Consider the following 18,149-nt stretch of genomic DNA (forward strand, 5'->3'; position numbering starts at 1 on the left):
ACCGACTATGCCCAGCCCCTATCTGAGCGACAGCCATCGCAACTTCGCCCTACAGGTGCGCCAGATCCTGCAGAGTCAGCTTCTGCCGATAGCAGACGCTGCCGAAGAACGTGGACATCTGTGCGAAAACGCCTGGCAGATCCTGGCCGAGCACGGCCTGCTAGGTTTGCCACAGCGTGGCGAAGGCTTTCTGGAAAGCGCTGTGTTCCTTGAAGAGCTGGGCGCGCTGGGGTACGCCGGTATCCGTGCGTCGGTTGGGGTGCATGCCTACATGGCCAGCGCCTACCTGGAGTTGTTCGGTAGCGAAGAACAAATCCAGCGCTACCTTCCTGGCATTCGCCAAGGACGGATCATCACCGCCTTGGCTATCAGCGAAGAACACGCCGGAAGCGATCTCAGCCAGATGCAATGCAGGGCGCTACCCTCGGCTAACGGTTTTATCGTTGAGGGCAGCAATGTTGGCGCTGATTGAAAACTGACCCACCCTGCCGATTGAAAATTGACCCAGGACGGATTGCTGATTTCTGTCCCAGCAATTGTGGATAAGCTTAGCAGCAGTGGGCCGATTCAAGACGCATCAACCCCCACCGCATGTAGGCATGCAGCAGGGTATTTATGGTGCGGATCAAAATGGCTCATCGTCCTCGACATCATCTCCGTCCTTGCGCTTTCGTTCCCGTGACTTGATCTTTGTCTGGGCGGCCAAGGTGCTGTGTTGTAGGCGGTAGGACTCGTTGCCCGTTTCGACGATGTGGCAGTGATGTGTCAGCCGATCCAACAACGCGGTGGTCATCTTGGCGTCGCCAAACACACTCGACCATTCCGAGAAGCTGAGGTTGGTGGTGATGACCACGCTGGTGTGTTCGTACAGTTTGGACAGCAGGTGAAATAACAGGGCACCGCCGCTTTGGCTAAAGGGCAAATATCCCAGCTCATCCAGTATCACCAGGTCTGTGCGAAGCAGTCCCTGGGCGATTCGCCCTGCCTTGCCATCGTACTTCTCACGCTCCAGCAGATTCACCAGATCCACCGTGGAAAAGAAGCGCACGCGTTTGTTGTGGGCCGTGATTCCGGATACAGCCAAGGCACTGGCCAGGTGTGTTTTCCCGGTTCCAGGGCCGCCAATGAACACGACATTCTGCGCCGTTTCAGTGAACGCTAAGCTGGATAGATCGCTGACCAGCCGGGCATCAGCGCTGGAAGCGCTGAAGTCAAAGCCAGCTAAGTCACGGTGCATGGGGAGTTTTGCCATGTTCATCTGATGATTCACCGAGCGCACCGCGCGATCCGCATGTTCCTGCTGAAGCAGATGTTCCAGCAGCCATTTCGATGAAGCCGTCGACGCTGTTCCTTGAGAGACCAGTTCTTCCCAAGCACTGGCCATGCCGTGCAGGCGAAGTTCTTTGAGTTCAGTCATTAGGTCACGCATTGCGATTCTCCTCATCGGTCGCACGGAGCCGGTCGTAGCGTGCTGTATTGGCAACAGGCGCGACCTTGAGTTGCAGGCTGGTTTCTACACTGGGAGGTAGTGCGGTGGAGGTCAGGCGGGCAAGGACATTGAGGATGTGATCGGCGCTCAGACTTCCCGATTCAAGTACCAGCTCCACCGCCACCAGCACAGGTTCGAGCCCCGCAATTGGCACAGCAGCCAGTACCTGCATCATGATTCGATCACCGTTGGTGTGACGCCTCAGTCCTCGTTTGAGAAGCCGTAACGGTTTTGGCAGATCAGCAAATGGCGCACCGTTGCGCAATGCACCAGGCTTGCGTTCGATGAGTGGGATGTAGTGCTGCCAGTCAAAACTGACCTGATCTCGATCAAAGAGGCGCTCGTGACTGGCGATCACCGTTTCGTCAGCAATGACCACGATCCGCGAAGGGTACAAACGGCTACTGACCCACTGGCCGACGCGCTCACATGGCACTGAATAGCGATTTCGCGCCACGCTGATCAGGCAGGTGCTGGAGACCCGCACGGTACGCTCGACGTAGCCATCAAATGCCGTCGGCATTGGCATCATTTCGACCTGCTCCAGCTCTAAGACCTCGGCCACCGTCAGCCCGTTGTACTGCGGATGCACCAGTTCGCTCCAGAGCGACCGACAACGTTGGCCGAGCCAGACATTCAGTTCCTCGAAGGTGTGAAACATACAGTTTTGAGCATCGAGCCAGATTCGCCTCCGGCTGTCCTGAACGTTCTTTTCGACGATGCCTTTTTCCCAGCCAGAGGCCACGTTGCAGAAGTCCGGATCGAACAGATAGTGCGCGCACATCACGGAAAACCGGGCGTTGACCGTGCGCCCTTTGCCTTTGTTGACCTTGTCGACAGCCGTTTTCATGTTGTCGTAGATGCCGCGACGCGGCACACCACCCAACGCTCCAAACGAACGGGTGTGGGCATCAAACAGCATCTCGTGGCCTTGGCTGGGGTACGCAACTAACCAGAATGCGCGGCTGGCACACAGCTTCATGTGGGAGACCTGGATACGTCGAAAAAGACCACCGATCAGCAGACCTTCTTCGCTCCAGTCAAATTGAAAGGCCTCACCGAGCGCAAACGTCAGCGGTACAAAAGCGCGTAAAGACTTGCCTTGCTCGCCTCGCCAAGAGCGCACAAACGCCGTGAGCTGGCTGTAACCGCCGTCATAACCCTCGGCTTTGATCTGCTCAAAAAGTGCTTTGGCGCTCCTGCGGTTGTGTTTTGGCCGGAACGAATCGGCCTTGAGCGCCTGCTCCAGGGTCTCGTGAAAAGGGCTGAGCTTATTGAAGGTTGCGCACCGTTGGTACGCTGGCTGAATGGCTTCGGGCGCTCTGACCCATTTTCGGATGGTGTTTCTCGACAGCCCGGTACGCTTGGCTATCTGATGCAGCGAGAGCTTGTCGCGGAAGTACATCCGCCGGATTTTTCCCAACATTTCCATGCTGATCACCCTGTGTTCTCCTGCTCGAAAAGTGAGCAGAAGCAGTTGAACACCTGGGTCAGTTTTCAGTCGGCAGAAGAGCCTCTACTGGGTCAGTTTTCGGTCAGCGGCAACAGAACATGCGCTGGCGGCTGCCCATGACCAGTGGCAGAGCATTCGCAGCTCCAATGTAGATTTCAAATCCCTCGACAGTCTGGGCCGCCTGCAGGCAACTGATGCTCTGTCATTAGCCGACAAGTTGCTGGACTATGTCGGCGTCGGCGGCGACTACATGCCGTTGACCAAAAGCGTCGATATCTTCCTGCCGCTGGACTCATTGCGTAACGTGCGCATCATTGATACCCCGGGCTTGAACGACCCTGTGCAGTCTCGCGAGGAACGCACGACAGCCCTGCTCAAGAATTGCGATGTGGTCTTTATCGTCAGCCCTGCCGGTCAGTTTCTCAGTGAGCAGGACATCGAGATGATGAGCCGGATCACCCAGAAAGAGGGTGTCCAGGAACTGGTGTTGATCGCCAGCCAGGTCGACAACCAGCTGTATGGCAGCGACACCCGCCAACCCACGCTTCAGGGGGCGCTGGACAAGATCACCCAGACGCTCAGCGTGCACATGGTCGATACCCTGCAACGCTTGAAGGTCCAGCATCCGGAGATCGGTGCGACTTTCGACAACTTAATTGATAAAGGTGCCGGCAAGGTCCTGCATACCTCAGGCATGTGCCACAGCCTTTCGGTACGTTTTGACCAACAGAACGAATGGGACAGTGGCGAGCAGAAGGCGTGGGAAAATCTTCAAGCGAATTACCCTGACTTCTTTACGCCAGAGCATGCCGAACGCTGCCGAGGCAATCTCGACCTGCTGGCTAACACCGAAGCGCTGCGGGCGGTGCTGGACAGTGTCCGCGCGCAGAAGGACCGCATTATCGAAGATCGGCGCGAAGAGCTGATCCGCGCCAAGTCCTCGGCACTGGAAGCGTTCCGGGCCGACTTGCTGAACTTTACCCAGGCCAAGTATCAAGAAGTCCGCAATGCCGATATTGAGGACCTGAAGGCTCAGCGGCGCAAGCTGGACAGCCTGATGGTAGTGGGCACCTACGAGCTCGATAGCGTATTGACCAATTGCGCAAAAGAGTTTTGCGAGGATCTGAAAAAGGATCTCACAAAGGAACTTGAATCTGCCTATCGCTCCACGCTTAAGGAGGTCGGTGCATCAGCTAGTGAAGAGTCGAAATCCAGAGAGGTGGTGCGCGACAGCATCGTTGCAAAATTTGCCAACTGGGGTTGGGGTGGCGGCAAGGAAACCCACCACTACACCGTATTCAAGTTGTTCTGGCGCCAGGTCTGCAATGAGCTGGAGGAGTTTGCCGAAGGTTTGACAGGCACCCTGAAGAGCACAAGCGATGCCCTGACTAAAAAGTTTCGCGACAACCTGGTCAAGGAATCGACCGCGGTCGCCAGGCGCCACCTTGGCGATGACCTGGACACGGCGTTGATCATTCGAACCAACCAAGGTCTGGCTGCCGGTCTCAAAGTCCCCGTCTTTGAACTCAGCAGCCAGGAACTGAGCAAACTCAAAGGCACCGGCAGTTACCTGCTGGACGATGAAGCACGAGAATTCCTACACACTGCCCGGCATCTTCTGGATGACCTCAAGGGACAGGCCAAAAAGCAAATCCGTCATTTGACGGATGACGTGACTGAAAAGCTTTCACCCTCCTACGGCAACGCATTCTTCCAGGATATGCAGGCACGTATGGAACAGCTGGAAGAACAGGTCGGCAATGCACTTCTGACCCTCGACCGCCTGCAACGCATGGCCAAGGAACTGGAGGCGGCATGAAGACTGAACTGTTTCCTCCTGTGCTGATGACCCAACTTGATAAACTCGGCCAATTGTTCATCCGGCGTCGCAAGCTGCTGCGCGACGGTGTGGTCGAAACACTCAAGGTTGCGGATGATCAACACGATGCGTTGACCCGCGAATATCAGGGCACAGTGGCGCGTCTTGAGGCACTGACTACCGACCATGGGCAACTGACCGAGCGCCAGGCCAGCACCGCCGCCGAGCTGACCGACACCCGGCAAGCCTTGCACGGGGTGCAGCAGTCGCTGGAGCAGGCCAATACTCAGCATATGCACGCGCTGCAGACGGCGCGGCTGCGCTTCGACACCTTGTCGACGCGGCATGCGCAACTGGTGCAGGAACGTAACAGCATTGAGGACGCTCGCCAGGTCCTCGAACAAAACCTCGAGCAAGCGCGCCTTGAACTGCAAGCCGGTGCCGAAGCGCTCAAGGCGGCGGATCAGCGTCACGAGGCACTGACCCATGAGCAGCAGAACACCCTGGAGCGCCTTAAAACACTGACAGCGGAACATGGACAACTGACCGAGCGCCAGACCAGCACCGCTGCCGAGCTGACCAACACCCGACAGACACTCGAAGGTGTGCAGCAGTCGCTGGAAAAGGCCATCGACCAGCATCAACGCGACCAGGAACAGGCGCGCGAGCGCTTCGACAGCCTGTCGATGCAACATGCCCGACTGGAACAGGAACGCAACAGTGTAGAGTCGCAACGCCAGGCTCTTGAGCAGACGCTGGAACAGACGAGCCTGGAACTGCACGCCAGCGTCAAGGCGCACGAAACACTGCAACAGATCCATGAAGAGGAACAACAACAGCACGTTCAGTTGGCAAACGAATTTCAGGCGTTGAATCAGCGCCACGGGGACACCTGGACGCGCTTCCAGCTCATCTCCCGGCTGCTCGCGGCTCGCCCTCGGGAAAGCGCTGGCCTGGCCCGTTTCAGAGAGTTGTTGGCGAACGATTACATGGTGTTCGCAGACAATGAATCGTCCCTGGCCGCCGAAGCCAAGGCCCTCACAATGTTGCAGTCGATCCAGCAGGAACTGGCCTTGCTCGTAGGCTTTCCAGACGTTCATGAGCGCACCATCGTCGGCATTGTCGGTGGCTTCAGCAGCGGCAAGTCCGAGTTCATCAACAGTTTCATCCGTGACCCCGAGGTGCGCCTGGCGGTCGGTATGCAGCCAGTCACCGCTATCCCCAGCTACGTGCTGGCGACTGATGAACGGATGATTCGCGGGTACTCCGCGAACGGTGGCCATATCAAACTGGATGTGGACTTCTACAAAAGCATCTCCCATGCCTTCATCAACTCGTTCAGTTTCGACTTGAAGAGCCTGATGCCGTTCATGTGCGTGGGTGTTCAGATGAACCCTGACTACTTCAGCAACATTTGCTTCATCGACACGCCCGGCTACAACCCACCGGCGACGGCGGCCGAACACAGTCAGGGTGACAAACGCACTGCCATCCAGTTTGCGCAGCAGTCCGACGCGATCATCTGGCTGATCGGCCTCGACTCCAACGGCACGGTGCCTGACTCAGACCTGGACTTTATCCAACAGATTGGCGTCGAGCAGCGGTCGGTCTATGTCGTTCTGACCAAGGCCGACCTCAAGTCCGAAGACGACATCGAGTACGTCATGGATGAGGTCCAGGACATCCTGCAATCCGAGGGAATTGCGGTTGTCGGGATCAGTGCGTACAGCTCCACCCTGCGCAACGAAGTGGCTTATCGAGACGTGCCACTTCTGGAGTATTTCTCCCGGATCAACCTACAAGGTGATGCGCGGCAACACCTCGATGGGCGACTGCGCGAAGTTTTCTCGATGTATGACGATGCCATACAGGCAGATATCAGCGCGATGCGTGCACAAAAAACCGCCATCAACGGACTACGACTCGACAGCCTGGAAATCGGTGGCAAGGATGTTTATGAGCGAATGCTCGGCCCCATCGACAAACTCGACAGCAAACTGGATACAGCACCATTGGAGCGTTGGCTCAAGGAGTCACGACGTCTGTTCGAGGACTTCAGCAATGCCGTCCGGCTGACTGCGGAAGTGCCCGAAACAGAGGTATAGAGGCGGGTTTGGCGAAAGCCACTTCACCGTCCATCTTGATCACACAACCCTCGTCAAAACCAATGACCGTAGAGAGAAACCCATGTCAGACAACGCATTTGAAAAGGATTACTCAGACGACTCGTTCTGGGACAAAGTTAAAAACTATGCGAAGTCCGCTGGCGAGGCGGCACTAGAACCCGCACTGAAGATGTACTACGCCGCAACCGACTCAGACACGCCCACCTGGGCAAAAACCACCATTTATGGTGCGCTCGGCTATTTCATCTCTCCGATCGACGTCATCCCCGACATCACGCCAATCGTGGGCTACACCGACGACATCGGCGTGTTGTGCGCAGCGTTGGCAGCGACCGCTACTCATATCAAGGCAGAACACGTGACCAAGGCGAAGGAAACACTGAAGCAGTGGTTTTCCTGATCTGACCGGGAAGCCTTACTACAGGTCCCGCTTGGGGTAAGGCTTCAGCATAAACAGGTGCAACCGTCAGCGTCATGGCATGGCCACAAACCATGACACACCCCATTCCATCTCTCCTGAAGAGTCAATCTCATGGATTACCAAACCCTCAAGGCGCGTCACCGACTTGAACGCGACAACCATCACGTCAACCTGACATTGCGTGTGCATCGGTCCTTGAGCTGGTTGCAACGCGCCGAACAAGCTGATGATCCCGACGGTCGTTTCGTTTTCCTGTGGATTGCCTTCAACGCCGCCTACGCAACTGACATCGACGAGAACTATCGGTTATCCGAACAGGAAACCTTCCGTGCCTTTCTGCGCAAGCTTTGCGATCTAGATCGCGAGCGGCAGATAGAGACGCTGGTATGGTCCGAGTTTTCCGGAAGCATCCGTGTGCTGCTGGATAACCCATACGTTTTTCAGAGCTTCTGGGATCACCAGAATGGCAAGATCACCGAGCAACAATGGAGCGAACGTTTCGCCGACGGCCGACGCAGAGCACAGTCCGCTCTGGCACAACGCGATACTGCCGATTTACTCGCGGTGCTGTTCAATCGCATCTACACCTTGCGCAATCAGATCATGCACGGCGGTGCGACCTGGGATAGCAGTATCAACCGACCACAATTGCGCGATTGCGGGAAGCTGCTTGGCAAGTTGGTGCCGTTAATCATCCATCTGATGCTGGAAAATCCCGACACGCTCTGGGGGGACGCATGCTATCCGGTCGTGCAGGCTTGAGTGGAAAGGGAATCAATCCCCGCCAGTGGCTGCCTTACGCTAAATATCGTTCTCTCGTTCCATTTGCTTGTACTTCTGGTACAGATCAAAGCTCTTTTTGAGCACCACGACCAGACCCACTGTTGCCAGCACATTCTTCAGCATTGCTCATCCCTCTCTGGTCCATTTTGTGGATTCCAGACTAAGAGTCAGGCACGACAGATTGTGTCGAGCCTGAACACTCACTGACCACTGTTACCACGACACATTCTGACCAGCCCTCATCCCATCCTGCCTCCTCCACAGCATCAGGAGATTCAGCATGGGTACCCGACTCACCCCCTTCGCCCACGACAGCCGCCGCGCTGCCGACACTTGTGCACTCTCGCTGAAGTGGAGTTTCCAACTGCTGCTGGACCTGGGGGGGCATCGGAATTTAATCAGTCGACACGGGTTCAACGATGATGATCTGGCCCGTGAGGTTGGCCTGGCCAAATGGGTAGACCGAGACGAGTACAGCCCACCGCAGGCCTTGTCGGCCCTGCGTCGAGCCGCTCGCGCTTTCGAGGCAAGCAATCCGGATACACCCTACCCGGATCGCCTGGGGAGCAATCTGGAGGCATTGGGGACATTGTTGGGACTGGAAGAGGCAGAGTTGCGGGTACTGGGTTTCTGCGTACTGATGCATATCGACCCGGTGCTCTGTGATGCTACCGATCAGTTGGGCATGGTGGGATTCAACCGTGCCATGAAAGTCCTCGCGGTATTGTTGGGCCTGCAACTCCCCGAGGTCGAGGCCTGCCTGGCGAGTAATAGCCCCCTGATCCGGGCGGGCTTGCTGGAGGTGGGGAGCAATTCCCGCGCCTCAACAGCACTGAGTTCGATGTTATCGGTGAGTAATCAGGAGCTTCCCGGCCTGCTGCGATTCAGCAAAGGCACATCACTGGATTTGTTTGCTTATGCCTTCCGCCTGAGTCCGCCAGGCAGCCTGAGCCTGGAGCACTACCGACACATCAAACAGCCACTGAACATCGCCGAACGCTACTTGGCCAAAGCCTTGGCACAGGGCCGTCAAGGCGTGAACATTCTGCTTTATGGTCCGCCAGGCACCGGCAAGACTCAGCTCAGTCGACTGCTCGCAAAGAGCCTGAGCAGCGCGCTTTATGAAGTGGCCTGCACGGACAGCGATGGCAACCCCGTGCATGCAAAACAGCGTCTGTGCTCCCTGCGCGCGGCCAATAGCGTGCTGCGCTCGCAACGGGCCCTGCTCGTACTGGATGAGATCGAAGACATCTTTCAAACCGCCAGCACCGACGCTCATAGTCGCTCGCAGAAGGGTTGGATCAATCGCATGCTGGAGGAGAATGCGCTGCCGTGTTTCTGGTTGAGCAATAGCATTGAGGCTATCGACGCTGCACATATACGTCGCTTCGATCTGGTGATCGAGATCCCCAACCCGCCCTTGGCGCAGCGCAAGCAGATGCTCCGTGAGTGTGGCGGGGGCAAGTTGAGTGATCAGTTGATAGAGCATCTCAGTGCCCATGAACAGGTGACACCGGCGGTGCTGGAGCGAGCCGTGCGAGTAGGCCGCAGCGTAGGAAACCGCGCGAGCAAGACGCTGGACACGACGATCCGTTGCATCGTCGACGGAACGTTGAAAGCACAGGGTCTCGAGAAGCTGCAACATGACGGCGGTAGCAGCTTGCCCACCTTCTACTCTCCGCAATGGATCAACGCAGACCATGCTCTTGACGGCCTGGTAGACGGACTACGTGTCCATCCCCAGGCACGCCTGTGCTTCTACGGTCCGCCAGGCACCGGTAAAACTGCCTTTGGCCAATGGCTGGCGCAAGAGCTGGGCAAGCCGTTGATGGTCAAGCGCGTCTCCGACCTGGTTTCACCCTATGTCGGAATGACGGAGCAGAATCTGGCGGGCGCCTTCGAGCGCGCACAACAGGAAGACGCAGTGCTGCTGCTCGATGAGGTTGACAGTTTTTTGCAGGACCGGCGCAAGGCGCGGCAGAGCTGGGAGGTGACCGCGGTCAATGAAATGCTCACGCAAATGGAGAGCTATCAAGGGCTGTTCATTGCCTCGACAAACCTGATCCGAGACCTGGACGAGGCTTCCTTGCGGCGCTTCGATCTGAAGGTACATTTCGGCTACCTGGCCACCGCCCAGGCCCAGGCGTTATTTGCCGCACACTTGAAAGCGCTGGCCTTGAAAGACCCGCAGCACAGCGCAGCCAATCGCTTGCGAGGTGAGGTGCATCTGACCCCGGGTGACTTTGCGGCAGTGGCGCGCCGAGGGCGTTTCAAGCCATTCGCCAGTGCCGACGAGCTGGCGGAGGCGTTGCTGGCCGAGTGCCGACTCAAATCCGCCGGGCAGCAGCGCCCAATCGGTTTCATACATTAACCAGACTAAAGGTTGCCGGGTTGTCGCCGATAGGCAGACAACCTGGCAAATTCGCTAGCCACAGGCCAGCTTCAACACTACAAGGATGATTTCTCTTGCCATCAGCCAAGACCCATACCGCGTTGAGTCGTCAATGGGAGTTGCTGCAACAGCTTCCCAAACGCGCCCCTGGTATCACAGTGAGTGAGTTGCTGACCCGCCTGACGACCGCAGGCTACTCCATCAGCCGCCGCAGCATCGAGCGCGACCTGCGTGACCTGTCCCTGGTGTTTCCGTTGCAGTGCAACGATGGAGGAACGCCCTTCGGTTGGTATTGGAAGCCGGGTGTGAGCGTCGAGTTGCAGGGCATCACCTTGACTGAAGCCGTAAGTCTGGCGCTGGTCGAAGATGCCGTGCGCCCGCTACTTCCGGGCAGCATGTTGAGCGTGCTGGAACCGCGCTTTGAGCATGCCCGGCAAAAACTCAAAGGCCTCGAAGGCGGCAACCCCGCCGCCCGCTGGCCCGACAAAGTTGCGAGCGTTCGGCCGGATTTCAATCTTCGAGCTCCGGAAATCCAGGCAGAAACGCTGGAGGCACTGCAGCACGCCCTGATTAGCGAGCAGCAAGTTCATTGTCAGTATTACTCGGCACACACAGACAAACTCAGTGAACTGACCCTCAACCCCCTGGCGATTGTCCAACGTGGGCTGATTACCTATCTGATCGCCACTGCCGCGCCGTATACCGATGTCCGTCAATTCGCGGTGCATCGCTTTCGTGCGATAACGGTGCTCGACACGCCATGCCAAGGGCTGGAGACGTTTGAACTGCAAACCTACCTTGCCACCGACGCTTTGCAGTTTGGCAAACCGGAGAAGATCCAACTCAAGGCCTGGGTGAGCGAACACCAGGCAAGGTTGATTCGAGAGACGCCGTTGAGCACGGACATGGTGCTGGAAGAAATGTCGGATGGTTTTCAGGTGCAGGCGACCGTCAACAATACCTGGCAACTGCACTGGTGGATTTTGTCATTGGGTGATTCGTTGGTAGTGCAGGAACCGCCGGAGTTGCGCCAGCAGATGGGAGACACATTGCGGCGGGCGGCTGCAGCGTATGGAGATAAAGAAGGCAAGGTGAGCTCGGTGTAATCCGCCAGGATGGTGCTCCAGCCTGGAGGATAAAATCACTTCGCCTACTTAGCGGAACGGTCGCGTCAGCCTGACCTTAAAGATTTCCAGACGCGTAGCAGGTCGGACATTCAAAGCGGCGTGCTGGCATGAGGGGCAGTTGGAAAACCAGTCTATCCCCTCACGCAGCGCATCGCTGAGTGGCACCGTTGTTGTACGCCAGTGGCATTGGGGGCAGGTGAAAGTGAAGGGATGGGGTGGCCAAGGCATAGAGTTACACCTGTCAGCAGTTGAAAAAATGGAGTAGCCGACACCGTACTGTGTCAGGCCGAATCACCGGCGCGTTTGTCCAGCTCCTGTTTCATCTCGTTGTATTCACGGAAGAACTCATAGCCTTTTTTACAACGACGATGAGGCCAATAACTGCGAACATATTTTTCATGCTACGGCCCCTTATGGTTTGATGATTCAAGCGGTTCGGATCGGTGTAAACCATTCGGTCTACCGATGAGGCGAGCATGAGGGGCATGCGCGACAAGACGTGTCGTGATCGGGTAAGCAGTCGGCATTCTGGTGACTACTGCCTCCTGTGCGCACTACTCCTGCAAGAGCCCATTCACCAATCGATAAGCCTCAGGCAACGCCATCTTCCCGCCTTCCACCGCCTCAATCAGCCGCAGCGCCTTATCTGCACTGATGACATCTTTCTCGATCACCTCGCGAAGTGACGAAATAAACCCGGACTTATCCAATACCGTGATAGCCCCCATGCGCTCCTTGGTTTCCATCTCAGCCAACCGCTCCTGATAGACCAACAACAATTCCTGCTTGCGCCCCTCTGACATCGCACCGCCGCGAATCCAGCGCGAGACGCCGTAGGCCAGAACACCACCGGCTGCCGCAGCGCCTAGTGCCCAGCCAAGTGGCGTCGCCGCCACGGCAGTGACACCGACCCAACCGGCGGCGGTGGTGAGGACCGGAATACTGGTCGCACCCGCGATACTCGCCACCGCGCCAGCTGCGGCGGCACCGAGGCCGATACCGAGCGTGCTGATGCCAACCTCCCCCAGGATGCGTACACGGTCGTGGGGTGCACGCTCAAGCTCATCGATGACCTTGAGCAGCTGCTTTTTGCTGATCTTCGATGGCCGACTCATGATGTTTTCGCCGAAGAAAATTCAGCCATGATGATCTGGAGCGTCTCAATGAACAGATCAAAGTACGTCCGGGCCATTTCGATCAGGTTCTGCGGAAGCTCCTCCAGGCTCACCCCTCTGCCGTTCCCGTCCGGATGCTTATCGCGTTGATGACCGGTGGCCGCGATCGTCACGCCAAGCAGTGCCCCCAATGGCGCCAATATCGAACCGAGCAACGGCATCGCAGCGATCAGCGAAGCGATAGCAGCACCCAACACGGTGCCAATGGCCAGATTCTTATGCGCCGTAATGAAGTCGCGCAACTTCATTACGATCAGCTTGCCGATGGAAACAACCTTGTTACCGATGCGCTGAGTCACGTTGAGCAGCTCTTTGACTCGTACGGCGATTTCGGGCGACAGTCCGCATTCGCGCAACCAGATATAAAGATCGCTGCTGGCCATGGAATCACTTTCGGCTTGCATGAGTGCAAGCTCCAACTCGGCTTGGGCCTTTGTAATTATTGTTGTCATTGCGCTTCCTTTTTGAGCGTTACGTAAGTTTCAGTTCAGAGGCAAAGGAGTTGCGGCCCTAAGAAACTCTACTGGTTCTGAATCTGTGCAGCCCCTTGCAAAGGGTTTTAACACCGCTTGCAATCCGTTGTGTTCAACGCTCAGCACCGCGACGCCAACCCCATTGGCTTCCTGGTACGTCATCGTCTCCAACAAGGGAGCACCTCCTGCACGAGGCACCAGCAATATCGATAAATCCGGCTTGCGGCCCTTCCAACGCAAGCAGTCCCGGTACAAATGCGCAGACACCATGCCCTCCAGCACCCACTTGCGCTCAACCCGGTACTTGGCGTCCATCACAAGGAACGAGCTCCCCGCCGGGCTTTCCACGGTGACAACAATGTCGGGGTAACGCGCCCCGGAAATGCTGGAAAATCCGTGACTAGCTGGCTGGTCGAACGCTGGACAGCGTACCTGCAGCCAGACATCGACCTGTGTATCGATACCTCGCCCGGTACAACGTATGTAGTCCAGACTCGTGCCGGGCCAACGATCACGCCACTGCAGGTCGGGATAGATCGACTTCATCATGGCCACCACCTGGAGGTAGCACCAACGCTCGTATATCTCCCATGTCGGGCTGATCCATAAGCGCTCCCCCTCGCTACTGCCGTCAATACCAGGACGCAGCACGTACCATCCATGACGATAGGCCCGAGCGTAAGCAGGATGAGCGGAAACCGCGTTGAGCCCGGCAGCGGAAATTCGAGGCTGGCGCAGAGAGCAGAACGGCTCCCTGCGTTGAATTCTACGAAGGTCACTGTGCAAGCCTTCGAGGAACTCAATCCGCCGTCCAAGCCGAGGAGTCAACGCGGAGCGAGCCCCCGTATCGCCCTCCCCATCAATGATCTTTTGCAAGGCGGCAATGACGTAACGGCTGCGTCGCAGGGTTTCGCCAAGGACAACAGCCAACGCCTGATTGGCCGGATTATCAAGGTCCTCGAACACAGTGGGCACATCAAAGTGCAACACCTCACCGCTGGTATTGGCCTGTTCGAGGTTATAGAGCAACGCCGTCGCCGCAGGGTCTTGCAAGGCGCGTCGCAGGGTCTGGCGATCAATACGACGCAATTGATGCGCTGGCCGTAATGTTCGCTCTCGGTGCAGCCGTGTCAGCGGCTTGCGCAAGACTTCGGTAAAAGCTGACAACAACGCCGGGCCATAACGTTTCAGTCGGGCATATTGCAGGTGCGGATTGCTGGTCAGACCTTCACGACCCACCTCCAAACGGGCGTATTCGTTGCCCATCAGCAAACGTATATCGAAGGCAAGGAGCTCGTCGAACATCGCGGCAAACGAAGTCTCGCCGAGCTTGTTTTGATCCGGAGCCACATCAAAGTGGTAGCTCGCTAAAACCTTGCCGTCAGTATCAATCAACTCAGCGACGACTTTGCCCGCATAAAAACCCGGCTCCCATCGCCATGCATCAAATGCCTCATGGCGCGAGCTCTCCAACGGTTCATCATCAACAAACAAGCGGGACTCGGGGACAATCTCGAAATAGTAAGTGCCGCGCTCCATGAACCCCGAAGCCAAAGCTTCGGGGCTGACGGTAAACATGCTGCCTTGTTTGTCAACGCATCGGATAATCGCCATGTTTCAGCGCCAGAACCGGGCGGAACCCAAAGAACGCAAATCATCCAGCAACTCGCCGACTTTGGTTGCCGAATCCTCCAGCTTCATATCCCGCAACAAGGTACGGCTGTCTGCGAAGGCAGCCTGAACCCGAGGTGTGTCTTCACCGCGCAGTTTGGGCAGGACTTTGGCGTAGATGGCTTGATCCAGTGCCGCATCAAAATCAATCACACCGCCGCGTCCGGCCTGCTCGATGTAGCCAATGACATCGTGGATGGTGCGCCAGCCGAAATGCAGGCGTGCTGGGCGCAAGGCCTTGACCAGTCCCTTGAGCGTGTCACGGACCTTGGTAATTTGTGCCTCAGACAAAGCACTGGTTTTCCAGCCGGGGAACGCTTCAACATCGATGTCCCAGAACTCAATCACTGCCGCCCGGTCGAGCACCTTGTCGCTCAGGCCATGTGTCGTTTCATCCATATTCACGGTACCAATGATCACCAGGTTACTTGGGTACGTGATGGTCGCCGGCACCCCGCTGATGTCATTGTCCTGAGCATGGAGCTCTATGTGGCCACCTGTCTCCATGGCCGAAAGCAGCGGTGCCAGATATTGTTCCGGGTGCGACAGGTTCATTTCGTCCAGCACAACAGTATATGGACGTTCGGAGTCGGCACTGGCCCTAAGCAGGAAATCGACGAATGCCGTGCGTACGTAGCTCTCGCTATTCAATGGATTGACGTAACCCAGCAGGCAAGAGGGATCATGCCAGCCAGGCTGGACAGGGACTGTAAGCAGTCCCTCTGATGGCTGGCTTTGCCCCTCGTGCAACGCCAGCGCATAACCCCGAGCCAGTACCGTTTTACCGGCGCCACTGAGCCCGGTAAGGACAGCAAAATGGCGGCGCGGATGACTCCAGAGTCCTGCATCAAGACGAGCCACCAGGCTGATCGGAAAGGCGATATCTTCGGGAAAACTACGCAGGATGGTTTCCAGCGAGGGGCGCTCGAACGGCACAGCCTCGCCACTGGATGGCACCAGGCTGGTTGAAACAGCCCCAGGGTCTGGAGTAAGTGATTGGGGTTCCCAGTGGATTTGCGCTGCCCAGGCCTCACCGAGCTCGGTCAGGTGCTGCAGTTTGTCTGCACGGGTTTCGACCAATTGCAGGGCACGCAGCCAAAAGGTCAAACTGGTCAATGCCCGATCGCTGGTCCACCCGGTGTTTACCTTTCTCAACGCTTCATTCAACGCACTGACGGACATTGGACCGCTGTGCAATGCATAGAGCATGTGATCAAACCCAAGAACGCGGGTCAGCAGCCAGTCCGATACTTCATCAGGCTCGCCAGTCTCCAGCAGTCCCTCACCTCGCGGCGTCAGATGGATCTCGTCGCCTAGAGCACGCAGAACACCCCATTCGGCAATGAGTGAGTTGAGTTGAGTTCGGATACTCGACGTCGCGTGACTTGGGTTGATCGAGCGCATGTGCTCCACCAGGTCTTCTCGTTTGCACCCTTCTTTGGCGAACTCAATGATCGCCCTGATGGTCGCGATACCACCACCAATGGCGAGCATGCCTCGGCGGCGACGCTCAGCAGGTAATGGATTCAAGCGCTCCTGGCCTGTTGTGGGGTCAGCGATCTCCGTGGCTTCGGCTTCCTGCTCCTGTACGAATTTCCTGTAGAGCAGCCAAGGCAGAGTCATGCGCTCCAGCGACGGCGTTGACAGTCCTTTTTCCCGCTTACCCAAAACATCGTCCAGACGCTCAAGCACACTCTGATGCAGAGAAAGCTCACGCTCTGCGCTTCCCACACCTATCAACGACGCCAAAGTACGCAATTTCGGATAGTGCGCAAGCGTGGTCAGTTCAGTTGGGCACAGCGCGGCGAACAGACGATATTTTTTAAGCCGAGGGTTGCGCCGTACAAGGGGTGGGGCCACTAGTTGATTCAACTCGCGCCAGCCTTCCTTGAGCACTTGATCATGAAGGTGAGCATCACCCGTTTTAAGCGATGCCCGAATACTCCAAAGACATTTGGCGACGAGAGGGTCGGCGATTACCTCGGACACCTTGACCGTTCCCATGCCCGTTTTAGTGATGACCTCACTTTCCCATAGCTGCTCCTGAAACGCGGGGCTGCAAAACTCGTCTTGATCGGCGTCCTGAACCTTGCGCAGGAACTCTGACAGCTTTTTCAACCAGTTTTGATACCACGACAACTCACGATGCTGAGCCAACACTGCTTCACAGGCTGCCTTGAGATTTGCGTCATCCTTCAGATCTACCGCCACAAGCCATGCCCCTTATTGTCCTGTTGGGCGACCGCGCCCAATACCGTCTTTGCTATATATTTGCATGCGGAGTTACACCAACCCCAGGAGAATCCAGCCTGTGACATGTGCTCCTGACCCATCATCTTTCGGGCAAACGATTAACATGAGCGACTAGCCACTGAATACGTGCTCACGATGCCAAGCCAAGTAGTTCAAATGACGGTCATGAAGGCTACGCAATCGGCATTGCGGGTTAATCCCAAGTGCCAGTTGCAGTTCAGTGGTCAAGGTTTGCGCAATAACAATATCGCCCTCGTCGGTGAAGGTGATCAGCCCCTGGTCAAAGGCTTGATCCAGGTTGGGCGTCAGAAGCAGTCCGTTAAAGGGATCGAGGCGCTCCAGATGCGTCGCGTCACGCCAGGGTTTGATGTGGGAAGCGCGCAGCATGGAAGCGAGCGCTATACCGCTGACGGCGCAACCTTGCCAATGCTTGAACAGCGCGTGGCGATAAACGCCTTGCCCTACTCGCGCTCGGATGAGGGTTTCGCGCTCGGTACTCTCAATTTGCTGCCCAAATGATGATTGCTCGAATATCTCAATCAGGCTGAATTCATCTTCCAATCGTTGCTCGATGGCCGTCGATTCGCCGGTAAGCACTGCGAACAGGCTGCGCAAGTCTTCATCATCCGCACAATTGACCGCAATACCGGTATTGCTAGTTGAATCCAGCGCGAGCGGAAATACTTCCAGGCTGGTGCTTTTATAGGTCTCATTGGGAGCGCCCTGCGTCAATGCCTTGATTTGCTCCCAATGCACTGATTTGCGATATGCCGGGTGCAAAACCAATGGTTGGAGTCCGACGGCGCCGATAGCTTTATGCTTGACGAATAGCGGGTACTCAAGCGCAGGGTGCTCATAGCCTCTAGCGTAGGCCTTTTCTTTGTACTTCAAGCTGCAACCATGGCCTTCCAGAAGCCTGCAAATTTCCAGCGAATCGAGCATGCGCCCTCCTGATGTTAATACCGTA

The 18,149-nt window shown here is 56.7% G+C and carries 14 protein-coding genes; 7 read left to right on the forward strand and 7 right to left on the reverse strand.

Annotated elements, in window-relative coordinates:
* Positions 1–7 precede the first annotated feature (7 nt).
* Positions 8–472 (forward strand): acyl-CoA dehydrogenase family protein, encoded by a 465-nt coding sequence (locus RGV59_RS01050; RefSeq protein WP_322246827.1) that lies wholly within the window; start codon positions 8–10, stop codon positions 470–472.
* A gap of 153 nt (positions 473–625) precedes the next feature.
* Here the strand turns inward: RGV59_RS01050 and istB are convergent, their stop codons facing one another.
* Both istB and istA read right to left on the reverse strand, forming a co-directional pair.
* Entirely contained in the window at positions 626–1,429 is an 804-nt protein-coding gene (gene istB, locus RGV59_RS01055) for an IS21-like element ISPsy20 family helper ATPase IstB (protein WP_029241171.1), read from the reverse strand.
* Positions 1,422–2,921, reverse strand: a complete 1,500-nt coding sequence (gene istA / locus RGV59_RS01060; RefSeq protein ID WP_102619021.1) for an IS21 family transposase — start codon at positions 2,919–2,921, stop codon at positions 1,422–1,424. Before istA ends, istB begins: the two co-directional genes overlap by 8 nt.
* Before the next feature lie 238 nt (positions 2,922–3,159).
* Here istA and RGV59_RS01065 point away from each other — a divergent pair, with 238 nt between their 5' ends.
* From RGV59_RS01065 to RGV59_RS01090, 6 genes are all read left to right on the forward strand, one after another.
* Positions 3,160–4,761, forward strand: a complete 1,602-nt coding sequence (locus RGV59_RS01065) for a dynamin family protein (RefSeq protein ID WP_322246828.1) — start codon at positions 3,160–3,162, stop codon at positions 4,759–4,761.
* Positions 4,758–6,866 carry a dynamin family protein gene (locus RGV59_RS01070; protein WP_322246829.1) on the forward strand — a complete coding sequence of 703 codons (2,109 nt, stop codon included), beginning with the start codon at positions 4,758–4,760 and terminating at the stop codon, positions 6,864–6,866. The genes RGV59_RS01065 and RGV59_RS01070 overlap by 4 nt, the downstream gene beginning before the upstream one ends.
* An 82-nt stretch (positions 6,867–6,948) precedes the next feature.
* Positions 6,949–7,287, forward strand: coding sequence for a YkvA family protein (locus RGV59_RS01075; RefSeq protein ID WP_130910758.1), 339 nt, complete (start codon positions 6,949–6,951; stop codon positions 7,285–7,287).
* 132 nt (positions 7,288–7,419) lie between these two features.
* Positions 7,420–8,070, forward strand: coding sequence for a HEPN domain-containing protein (locus tag RGV59_RS01080; RefSeq protein ID WP_322246830.1), 651 nt, complete (start codon positions 7,420–7,422; stop codon positions 8,068–8,070).
* Positions 8,071–8,371: 301 nt separating this feature from the next.
* Positions 8,372–10,462: an AAA family ATPase gene (locus tag RGV59_RS01085; RefSeq protein WP_322246831.1), complete on the forward strand. Its 2,091-nt coding sequence runs from the start codon at positions 8,372–8,374 to the stop codon at positions 10,460–10,462.
* A 95-nt stretch (positions 10,463–10,557) separates the two neighbouring features.
* Entirely contained in the window at positions 10,558–11,589 is a 1,032-nt protein-coding gene (locus RGV59_RS01090; RefSeq protein WP_322246832.1) for a WYL domain-containing protein, read from the forward strand.
* 575 nt (positions 11,590–12,164) lie between these two features.
* On the opposite strand, the gene RGV59_RS01095 is transcribed toward RGV59_RS01090, so the two are convergent.
* From RGV59_RS01095 to RGV59_RS01115, 5 genes are all read right to left on the reverse strand, one after another.
* Positions 12,165–12,725 carry a hypothetical protein gene (locus RGV59_RS01095; RefSeq protein WP_322246833.1) on the reverse strand — a complete coding sequence of 187 codons (561 nt, stop codon included), beginning with the start codon at positions 12,723–12,725 and terminating at the stop codon, positions 12,165–12,167.
* On the reverse strand, positions 12,722–13,237 hold the full coding sequence (locus RGV59_RS01100; protein ID WP_322246834.1) for a hypothetical protein: 516 nt from the start codon (positions 13,235–13,237) through the stop codon (positions 12,722–12,724). Before RGV59_RS01100 ends, RGV59_RS01095 begins: the two co-directional genes overlap by 4 nt.
* A gap of 30 nt (positions 13,238–13,267) precedes the next feature.
* Positions 13,268–14,872: a nuclease domain-containing protein gene (locus RGV59_RS01105; RefSeq protein ID WP_322246835.1), complete on the reverse strand. Its 1,605-nt coding sequence runs from the start codon at positions 14,870–14,872 to the stop codon at positions 13,268–13,270.
* A 3-nt stretch (positions 14,873–14,875) separates the two neighbouring features.
* Complete coding sequence (locus tag RGV59_RS01110; RefSeq protein ID WP_322246836.1) at positions 14,876–17,140, reverse strand: hypothetical protein; 2,265 nt, start codon at positions 17,138–17,140, stop codon at positions 14,876–14,878.
* 153 nt (positions 17,141–17,293) lie between these two features.
* Positions 17,294–18,124 carry an HNH endonuclease gene (locus RGV59_RS01115; protein WP_322246837.1) on the reverse strand — a complete coding sequence of 277 codons (831 nt, stop codon included), beginning with the start codon at positions 18,122–18,124 and terminating at the stop codon, positions 17,294–17,296.
* Positions 18,125–18,149 lie beyond the last annotated feature (25 nt).

The organism is Pseudomonas sp. FG1 (assembly GCF_034313875.1).
Classification (GTDB): domain Bacteria; phylum Pseudomonadota; class Gammaproteobacteria; order Pseudomonadales; family Pseudomonadaceae; genus Aquipseudomonas; species Aquipseudomonas veronii.

Bases quoted from the DNA above. Each gene is read 5' to 3' on its own strand.
- RGV59_RS01095 (WP_322246833.1), bottom strand. From the start codon at position 12,725: ATGAGTCGGCCATCGAAGATCAGCAAAAAGCAGCTGCTCAAGGTCATC.
- RGV59_RS01085 (WP_322246831.1), top strand. From the start codon at position 8,372: ATGGGTACCCGACTCACCCCCTTCGCCCACGACAGCCGCCGCGCTGCC.
- RGV59_RS01080 (WP_322246830.1), top strand. From the start codon at position 7,420: ATGGATTACCAAACCCTCAAGGCGCGTCACCGACTTGAACGCGACAAC.
- RGV59_RS01050 (WP_322246827.1), top strand. From the start codon at position 8: ATGCCCAGCCCCTATCTGAGCGACAGCCATCGCAACTTCGCCCTACAG.
- RGV59_RS01100 (WP_322246834.1), bottom strand. From the start codon at position 13,237: ATGACAACAATAATTACAAAGGCCCAAGCCGAGTTGGAGCTTGCACTC.
- RGV59_RS01105 (WP_322246835.1), bottom strand. From the start codon at position 14,872: ATGGCGATTATCCGATGCGTTGACAAACAAGGCAGCATGTTTACCGTC.
- RGV59_RS01070 (WP_322246829.1), top strand. From the start codon at position 4,758: ATGAAGACTGAACTGTTTCCTCCTGTGCTGATGACCCAACTTGATAAA.
- RGV59_RS01075 (WP_130910758.1), top strand. From the start codon at position 6,949: ATGTCAGACAACGCATTTGAAAAGGATTACTCAGACGACTCGTTCTGG.
- istB (WP_029241171.1), bottom strand. From the start codon at position 1,429: ATGCGTGACCTAATGACTGAACTCAAAGAACTTCGCCTGCACGGCATG.
- RGV59_RS01115 (WP_322246837.1), bottom strand. From the start codon at position 18,124: ATGCTCGATTCGCTGGAAATTTGCAGGCTTCTGGAAGGCCATGGTTGC.
- istA (WP_102619021.1), bottom strand. From the start codon at position 2,921: ATGGAAATGTTGGGAAAAATCCGGCGGATGTACTTCCGCGACAAGCTC.